The sequence below is a fragment of the Photorhabdus kayaii genome, from assembly GCF_025384895.1.
Classification (GTDB): Bacteria; Pseudomonadota; Gammaproteobacteria; order Enterobacterales; family Enterobacteriaceae; genus Photorhabdus; species Photorhabdus kayaii.
In genome coordinates this window covers 1-8,376 of the sequence record NZ_JAJAFZ010000109.1, presented here as the reverse complement: position 1 = coordinate 8,376, position 8,376 = coordinate 1, and the positions used below count along the sequence as shown (strand labels likewise).

The following is an 8,376-nucleotide window of genomic DNA, read 5'->3' as shown; positions in this document are numbered from 1 at the left end:
TTTCTATACCAATGGCAATCCCAGCGGCTTGGCTCCCAGCACTTAACGCTAATAAGCCCGGCAATTGCGTATTTTCCATGCCACTGAATGTCAGTTTAATCGATTTGCCCACACTCATATCGCAACCAGATAATCTGAGCAGAAAAGGTTCGCTATGGGTCCTGCCATGAAGATACAAATATTTTTCAGACATTGTTGCAAAATCGAGTTGGATATTCTCATCACCCGATTTAATCGTGCAAGGTTCTTTAACCAATGCGCCGTGAAAACGCATATTATCCTCAGCCTGTACCCCTTGATGACCATAAACCGTGGCAGCAATAACCATAAAACCAACACGCAACACGAATAATTTTAAATATTTCATTGAGTTTCCTTTCACTGGTATTCCGCCAGCAATGTCGCCGTCACTTCAAATGCCCCTTCCGGCAACGTACTTCCTGGTTTTTTCACCGGCACCGCTTGTATCACCGGCTGTTTCTGTGATGTCACCGGAATACGCTCATTAAGGGTGAATGCTTTACCATCCAACGTCAGACGAATGCCTAAATCAGTAATATTGGTTTGCAACGCGGCGGCATCAAATGAGGTTGGTGAGCCAATCACCGTCAATCCTAAACTCCAACCTGAGATATTAGGCGCACATACCAACTGATAATTCACGGGCTTGGTATAATTCACCCCGTTCACCTGATAGATGCCAACATTGTGACCAAAATAGACATCAATCATATTATCGTCATTAATCACGCAAGAGGGCGCTTCAAGCAGCGTGCCGTGAAACCACATATTATCGGCTGCCCGTCCCGGCATCACACTGATTAATCCCAAGCACGCACCCCAGAAAACACGATAGATAAAATAGTTCATTGCATGTCCCCGTTCACTGGTATTCAACCATCATGGTCGCACCCGCGCCAAAGTCGCCGCCTTGCAATACCGTAGCCATATCTTTTACCGGCACCGCATGTAACTCAGGAAAATCAGGATAGTTGAATTTCATCCAGTCATTGACGGGCAATTTTCGTCCGTTATGAATGACAGCAATACCAAGCCCAGTGTGATTGGTTTGCAACACCGCTGGATCAAAACTGGCAGTGTTACCCGATATCATCATTTTCATTGCATTAGCCGGCATTTTTTCACATTTCACGGTGTATTTGACGGGTTGCATATAATTAATCCCATCAATCCGGGTAATCATCACGTCGCCAAAATCTACATCAATAGTATTACCATTATTAATCACACAAGGTGGAGGTGCGATAACCACGCCGTAAATATTGACCGGTGTTTTACCCGCAAAATTACTGACAGGTCCTGCTGCTATATTTCCCCTTTTTGTCAGCAAATCAGCCTGAGCATTTACACTCAGCAAACAGCCAAACAGTAATACGCTCCATTTTTTCTGCCTGCGATACTGTCTTTTTATTCGCAAAGAACACAGAGAAAGAAAACACAGAGAATTAGTCATAATTCACCTGACAATGGTTGCCGGCACAACTAAAGGTCAATTGCGGCCGGCCGCCATAATCATTGATATACGTCAGTACTGGCGCACTCCCTAATGCCCCTGCACTACCACTCAGCACCGCATTACTTTTGGGCGCTATCATAAATGGCTTAAAGTCCGCCACCGTTTTACCTTTAAGCTGGCTTGCTGCATCCACCACGGTGATGTAATAGGGTGTCGGGTTGTTCACCTGATATCGGTCCCCACGACGCGTCAAAGTCATCTTCTCTTGCCACGGATTATCCAAATCGGTACGGCTGGCAACAATGGCTTTCGGACGATAGAACAGCTTGATCCGGGTTTGTAGCGCAATCTGCAAGGTATTCGGTTTCTTGCTGCGTGGCGGAATTTCACGCAAATTAAAATAGAACACGCTTTCCCGATCCTGTGGTAACTGCGCGATTGTTGGCAGTGACTGTATTTTCACCTGGCTCTTAGCGCCCGGCTCCACCCTCTGCACCGGTGGCGTCACCACTAACGGACCATTGATTTTGTTACCCTGTTCATCTTCTATCCAGCCCTGAGCCAGATACGGCAACTCTTTGTTCTGGTTGCTGATATCCATACTGGTGGATTTGTCCTCACCGTTAAACACGATCCGGGTACGATCCAGCGCAATCGCCGCCATTACCTCACTGATCACCGACAGACTTAGGATAGCGATCGTGACTACATTGATTGTCTTCTTCAATTTCATGCTCTCAATTACTCATTCTTAGAATAATCATTACAGGTCACCGCGATACACTTCGGTGACAGCAACAAGGTTTTTACTCTGCCAGTCAATGAAAGTTATGGCTGTTTATTGCCGTCGGCTAACTGGCAGAGCAGTAATAACGAAGCCATCTCTTCTACTTTTGGTAATTGATGTGGCAGCTCAATCACACATTGCCATTCCCCATCCCAACGCACATCCAGTTTCTCTCCCGGATTTATCCCACTCAAGTAGGTGTTCCCACCATCACTGACAATACCGATCTCCCGTTGATCCTTATTCAGTACCGTCGCCCCAAACGGCGGCGTGCTACCATCCGGCAAGCGGATCATACCCATCGCTTTTTCACCGGATATCACTTGGAATTTACGATAACCAATCGCCCCTTCCGTCAGTGTCGCTTGTTGTACCGACCGGATTGCCTCCACATTGTCCGGCAGTTTGTTCAAATCAATACTCGCACTGTTGCGGTAATAGTTGTTCACATCAGAGATCACCGCCTTACCGAACATATTGGTATGAGTAATCGCGCCGAAGCCTTTCACCGGTACGCCACCGACACCATCGGTATCTACCATCAAACGGGTGGTACCCGGCATATTAATGCGATGCAGTGCCGCGCCTTTCGGCGTCATGGTCATCCCTCCCTGAATAGAAAGCGCCGCCGTGGTATAACGCCCATCCTGATAACTTGCACTGGTCGTCAGTTGAGTACGATCGCCGTAATGGGTTAAATAACCGTTAGCCGCAGCCTTGCCATCAATACTGGTGCCAACCGCTAAACGATAGTTACTGTTTTCATTAATCCGGTCGTAATAACCTACCGTGTGGGAGTTACCTTCCCGGTTGACCATGGCGTTATAACTGACAGTTCCTGAATTACCCCACGGCAGGGATAACGTCATATACATCCCGTCGTCATTTTTACCTTCATATTTATTACGGTAAGCAGACAGATTCAGGTTAATATTCTTATAACTTCCAATATCAAAATAACGTGATATCGATAAGTTATAGCGATCGTTATTCGAACGGTTCCAATAAGTCTGGTGGCTATAATTTAAGTAGATACTGGTACCAATATGCGTAAACTGCTTATTGAGCATAATGGTGTAAAGTTCTTTATTACTCTCCGCATCACCATCGTGATAACGGCGATCCAGATACTGACTCATGCTCATAAAGTCACGTTCCGAGAAACGGTAACCGGCAAAAGTCACCTGACTGTCATACTCCTCAAAACGCTTGGAATAACTGAGACGATAAGAGCCACCAATCAACGTTTGGTCCTCAGCCGGTAAATCGGCGCGGGATTCAGTGACATCAAAGGAAAGAGCGCCAAAGACCATCAGATCACGCCCAACCCCCAATGACAACGCGTTATAATTCCCGGCCCCCAATATCCCACCGTACAGCGACCAACCATTGTTTATTCCCCAGGAAAACTCACCAATACCAAAGCCCGATCCCTCACTGTGATGTTTCCAGTTAGTCGGCTTACCCGCCGCCAGTTTGTACTGAACCCGGCCCGGACGAGTTAAATAGGGAATATTCGCAGTATCGATCTGAAATTCCTGTAAACCGCCATCCTGCTCCTCTACCCGCACATCCAGTTTGCCGCTCACTGCATCATTGATGTCCTGAATACGAAATGGACCTGGCGCAACTTGGGTTTCATACAACACCCGCCCCTGCTGACGAATAGTCACTCTGGCATTGGTTTTCGCTACCCCCGTCACCTCTGGCGCATAGCCTCGCAGGTTCGGAGGCAACATATTGTCATCCGTCACCAGACTCAAACCGGTAAAACGGAAGCTGTCAAAGATATCTGAATTAAGGTAATCCTCACCCAACGTTAGCTTAGCCTGCCAATGTGGGATTGCCCGGTACAAGTAATAACGGCTCCAATCCCAGTTTTTCTCTGTGCTCCCTGCCCGCCCCGTGACATGGTTATACTGTGATTGCCAGTCTGCCCGCAGGCGCCACGCCCCCAAATTTATCCCAGTCGTACCATTAGCACTGACATTCTGATTTTCACTTCCCTTCGCCGGCTTAGAGATCTGAGCATTGACGTTATAATCAAACATCATTCCGAAAATCCCCTCATCCCAACGTGACGGCGGGTCCCAGTCTGGTGAGTTATATTCAAGATAGGCTTGAGGCACACTCAGGTATAACGTGTCACTGCTCAAATCACCGCGCACTGTCATGCCAGGCAGCGTTTTAGTCTCCAGACACTGGTTATTGTTCCACCAGGTAATCTTTGATTCCCATTCCGCCCGCAGCCCCAACTGCTTCACCAGCTCAGGCGGCAAACACGCCACACTCCCCTTCGGATCATCCGGTGGTACCATAAAAGTCACCGGCATCTCCGGCAGTTCGCTTTTATTCAGACGCACCGCCATCTGATAATTCCCCGGCATGATATAACCCGCACGGGAAAACTCTTTTAAATTAATCCGAGAACGATCCTGAACATCCAATACATCCGTATTAAATTCAATTTCCTCTTCCGCATACACCGCATGAGTCCCCATTAACGCAAGCAGTACCGAAACAATAAGAGGTTTCAGGACACACCGAACCGAGACCACCCTGTCATATTCAGTGGTCAAACCCAAAAACAAAGCCATAACATTCCCAGATCGATGATTAGTGATAATCCAGCCTGAACCGAACCGTGGTTCGATACTGCCCCGCTTGCAATAACTGGCGATTACCCACCAATCGCATCACGTAATTAAGCTTCATCTGCTCTGCCTGTAAGTCCCCCACCGGTAGTGGAGTTCCCGGATACGCCTGATTGCCGTATATGTCTGTAATTTGTAATGCCACTCCTTGAGCCACACCAGATAACCGGAAATTGTTCCCATCCCGCACGCCATCAAACATCACCTGAAAGTGGCGCCAATCGGGTTTACCCAAGGCGGCAGAAGTCAGTACACAGTTAATCAAACGGATGGAAAAGGGGCGCACGGCTCCCCGTTCATCATGTATCATCCGGCTTACCGGGATCGTGGCTAACTCAATCGTCTGGTCACGGCTACCTGCATCAATCGCACAGGCCGTATCAATGATGGTGCCTTGCATGCTAACGCGACCATATCCTTGCGTTCCTTGTGGAGCAGCCGTTTCAGCTTCAATAACACAGGAAAACATTAACAGGCAGGGCACTACAACAACGGCAGAATATCGGCTCATGACTTCTCTCCAGCTAAACTTATTCAAAACTTTTGATTAGGAAACGCCCGCCTCCTTATAAGCGTTTCCGTGCATGAAAAGACTTATTGGTAAGTCAGCTGGAAGTTGGCAATGCCGGTGAAATTACCCGGAACAACGGCATCAGGTGAAGTATCACCCTGAAGATAGGCAGCAAAATGCAGATCATTATTACCATCATGCAGAGCTACAGCCGGTGAGGGGGTACCTAGTTTGATTTTGTTACCGCCCGCATCAGTGAGCGCAATACCCGCGCCTTTAGCAACTCCTTCGATACCTAGCAAACCATCACCGCCGACGATGCTAGATTTGGCGCCAACAAACGTCGTGGTGACTGTACTTATCGTTTCAGTCGTACAGTTATCTAAAGAAATTTTGAATGGCGTGGAAGAAGAACGGCCACCGTTTTTCAAAGATGCGCTAGAAATAGAGCCCAACGGCACTACCTGATCAACCGTTTCCGGGGTGATAGAACAAGGTGCATCAGTAATAGACCCGGTAAAAGTCACCGTTCCGTGACCTTGGCTAGGATTCGCTGCATTTACCGAACCCGCAGCCAAAGCCACACCTAACCCCAGGGCCATAACCAATTTATTCAATCTCATGTGAACTAATTCCTTGAATTTAAGGATAAAATACCCATAACCATAAAAAATAACCGTGCAGGACTCCAGCGCCATGCACCTGATATTCAGCGCAAAATAGTTTAAAAATCTCGGATTAATATTTTCTAAACCAAACAAAATGCACCAAACTGTTTTTTTCAGTCAAAAAAACCAATAATGCACAATATTTCGGAGTTAATACTCTAAAAAAGACATTAATTTGAACTTATAATCTAATTGATGAATTAATATTTGATTGAATTCAGATGAACCCACTAATTTTTTACAATAATTTGATGGTAAAGTATGAAAAATAGTAAAAAATAATGAAAAAAATCCATATATTATAAATAGTTAAAGATTAGCAATTTGGAATTACACAAAATTTGACTTAATCAGTCGTTTTATAGGAACATATTTACAGTTTGGTGCATTCTGTTTAGTTTCTTTTTATTGTTAAATAATTTTCAAATATATAATTGCAAAGCTTACAAGCTGATATTTTCTATTAAAAAATGGCTATTTATAACTATCTAAAAACGGTATTTATAGATTTTTGCCAAAATAAATAGCGTTATCAGCTAATAATTTTATAAAAGTTCTATTAATTGATATATTCCGGTAGATTAATATTATTTCTCTACCTATAACTATCCGCCCCAATTCCACAGGAATTATTTTCATGAAGAAACGTAAGTTTTTAACCAGATATGAAATTAATGCGATTTTAGAAAAAGCACGTCAAGGATATCATGCCGAGCGAGATTATTGCATGCTACTAATGTGCTTCATTCATGGATTTAGAGTGAGCGAGTTATGCAATCTAACGTTATCCGATCTTGATCTTAACTCAGAAATTATTCATGTCAGACGATTAAAAGGGGGATTATCAACAACACACCCACTAATACCAGAAGAAATTAAAGCTTTAAATCAATGGTTTAATATTAGAAAGAGTTGGAGAGAATCAGATACAGAGTGGGTCTTTTTATCACAAAAATCAGGTGCTATTTCACGCCAACAAGTTTATGGTTTATTAAAGCGTTATGGCAAACAAGCATTAGTCAATATTTCACCTCATCCACATATGTTAAGACATTCCTGTGGTTATGCTCTCGCTGATTTAGGAAGAGATACACGCCTTATTCAAGATTATCTCGGCCATCGCAATATATCCCATACCGTTATTTACACCGCAAGCAATGTAAAGCGATTTTTCAAAATATGGGAGACTCCTGCAAAAGGACTCGATTAATTTCAATATCTCTTTTCTATGTAAGACATGTAGTATGAGAAACTATTTCTCTCGGGAACAAAAAAATCATCCAATCATTCGATTATAAAAATCCTTATCCATATACTGATGAGGGTTTTTATCCGATAACATGGTTATTCACATGATAAGATCTACCCATTATTTCTTATAATTACTTTTAAAATAATTTTTCCGGAAATTAACAGATAAAACAATTAAATAAAAACGTGTATTTAATGAGAGTTTTAATAATAAATTCCATTATTACATGAATGGATAATTTCTCAGGAATGAAGAAAATAAAATCACTGGAAATTATACCCTGTTTTCCAGTGATAGCCTGCTGACTTTTAATATTTCATGGTTTATACCCGTCATCTTTCAAGTTGCCTCTTTGTTGGCTGTACTCGCTCACCCCGGTCACATAGTTACCTATGCTCCCGGGGATTCACTCCCTTACCGTCGCGATCCATCTTGAAATCCGTAGGGTATAAAAGGGATCTCTTCTTTAGAAGAAATCCCTTGTGTCATTTAATTTTACTCAATGATTAATTAACATAAATTATCAATTGATATTCTTCGACAAAAATTGTGTATCGGGAAGATCTTCATTTAATTCATCATAATCTTTAACTTCATTTTTAAAGGTAACAATCTTATTTTGCCCACCACATTGACTATTAGACATCATATTACAATCATCGGGAATACTCTTTTCTCTTATTCCAAGCCACTCAGAAAATAGAGTCAGAAAATGCAGTCCACTTCTTTGTGCCGTTATCTCTTCACGATAAGAGTAATCACTGCCGGTAATAAAAAACGGCACCTGAAAACTCTGTTTATTTTCATCATCATGTGTCAGGTTTTCTTGATCGGTTCCTTTATCAACATAAGAAAGACCATGATCCGAAAAATAAAGCATCGTCCATCTTAAATGATGATGATTAGCCTCAGATGCAATTTCAGAAAGCAATTTATCTGTATTAGATATGCTCTTGACATAACAAGAAATTTCTTCTGATTGTAAGAACAGATCATATTTTCCATTCGTTCTGACGCACGCCTGGGG

The 8,376-nt window shown here is 43.4% G+C and carries 9 protein-coding genes; 1 reads left to right on the top strand and 8 read right to left on the bottom strand.

The window, feature by feature from the left end; all coding sequences use genetic code 11:
• The 7 genes from LGZ98_RS22500 to LGZ98_RS22470 form a co-directional block, all read right to left on the bottom strand.
• A partial coding sequence (locus LGZ98_RS22500) for a fimbrial protein (protein WP_262978616.1) occupies positions 1 to 367 on the bottom strand: 367 nt, incomplete at its 3' end.
• 11 nt (positions 368 to 378) lie between these two features.
• The gene (locus LGZ98_RS22495; protein WP_228902600.1) at positions 379 to 870 is read right to left on the bottom strand and encodes a fimbrial protein; all 492 of its coding nucleotides are present in this window, start codon (positions 868 to 870) and stop codon (positions 379 to 381) included.
• A 13-nt stretch (positions 871 to 883) separates the two neighbouring features.
• Positions 884 to 1,474, bottom strand: a complete 591-nt coding sequence (locus LGZ98_RS22490; RefSeq protein WP_113042612.1) for a fimbrial protein — start codon at positions 1,472 to 1,474, stop codon at positions 884 to 886.
• Positions 1,467 to 2,210, bottom strand: a complete 744-nt coding sequence (locus LGZ98_RS22485) for a fimbria/pilus periplasmic chaperone (RefSeq protein WP_113042610.1) — start codon at positions 2,208 to 2,210, stop codon at positions 1,467 to 1,469. Before LGZ98_RS22485 ends, LGZ98_RS22490 begins: the two co-directional genes overlap by 8 nt.
• Before the next feature lie 95 nt (positions 2,211 to 2,305).
• On the bottom strand, positions 2,306 to 4,861 hold the full coding sequence (locus LGZ98_RS22480) for an outer membrane usher protein (RefSeq protein ID WP_113042608.1): 2,556 nt from the start codon (positions 4,859 to 4,861) through the stop codon (positions 2,306 to 2,308).
• A 19-nt stretch (positions 4,862 to 4,880) separates the two neighbouring features.
• Positions 4,881 to 5,429, bottom strand: a complete 549-nt coding sequence (locus tag LGZ98_RS22475; protein ID WP_113042606.1) for a fimbrial protein — start codon at positions 5,427 to 5,429, stop codon at positions 4,881 to 4,883.
• An 83-nt stretch (positions 5,430 to 5,512) separates the two neighbouring features.
• The gene (locus LGZ98_RS22470) at positions 5,513 to 6,052 is read right to left on the bottom strand and encodes a fimbrial protein (protein ID WP_113042604.1); all 540 of its coding nucleotides are present in this window, start codon (positions 6,050 to 6,052) and stop codon (positions 5,513 to 5,515) included.
• A 682-nt stretch (positions 6,053 to 6,734) separates the two neighbouring features.
• On the opposite strand from LGZ98_RS22470, the gene LGZ98_RS22465 reads away from it, so the two are divergent.
• Positions 6,735 to 7,307 (top strand): tyrosine-type DNA invertase, encoded by a 573-nt coding sequence (locus tag LGZ98_RS22465; RefSeq protein WP_113042602.1) that lies wholly within the window; start codon positions 6,735 to 6,737, stop codon positions 7,305 to 7,307.
• Between the two features lie 565 nt (positions 7,308 to 7,872).
• Here LGZ98_RS22465 and LGZ98_RS22460 read toward each other — a convergent pair.
• The coding region (locus tag LGZ98_RS22460; RefSeq protein ID WP_262978615.1) for a sulfatase-like hydrolase/transferase at positions 7,873 to 8,376 on the bottom strand (504 nt) is incomplete at its 5' end.

What these genes read in the sequence shown, in the direction of transcription:
- LGZ98_RS22495 (WP_228902600.1), bottom strand. Translation starts at nt 870, where the DNA reads ATGAACTATTTTATCTATCGTGTTTTCTGGGGTGCGTGCTTGGGATTA.
- LGZ98_RS22490 (WP_113042612.1), bottom strand. Translation starts at nt 1,474, where the DNA reads ATGACTAATTCTCTGTGTTTTCTTTCTCTGTGTTCTTTGCGAATAAAA.
- LGZ98_RS22485 (WP_113042610.1), bottom strand. Translation starts at nt 2,210, where the DNA reads ATGAAATTGAAGAAGACAATCAATGTAGTCACGATCGCTATCCTAAGT.
- LGZ98_RS22480 (WP_113042608.1), bottom strand. Translation starts at nt 4,861, where the DNA reads ATGGCTTTGTTTTTGGGTTTGACCACTGAATATGACAGGGTGGTCTCG.
- LGZ98_RS22475 (WP_113042606.1), bottom strand. Translation starts at nt 5,429, where the DNA reads ATGAGCCGATATTCTGCCGTTGTTGTAGTGCCCTGCCTGTTAATGTTT.
- LGZ98_RS22470 (WP_113042604.1), bottom strand. Translation starts at nt 6,052, where the DNA reads ATGAGATTGAATAAATTGGTTATGGCCCTGGGGTTAGGTGTGGCTTTG.
- LGZ98_RS22465 (WP_113042602.1), top strand. Translation starts at nt 6,735, where the DNA reads ATGAAGAAACGTAAGTTTTTAACCAGATATGAAATTAATGCGATTTTA.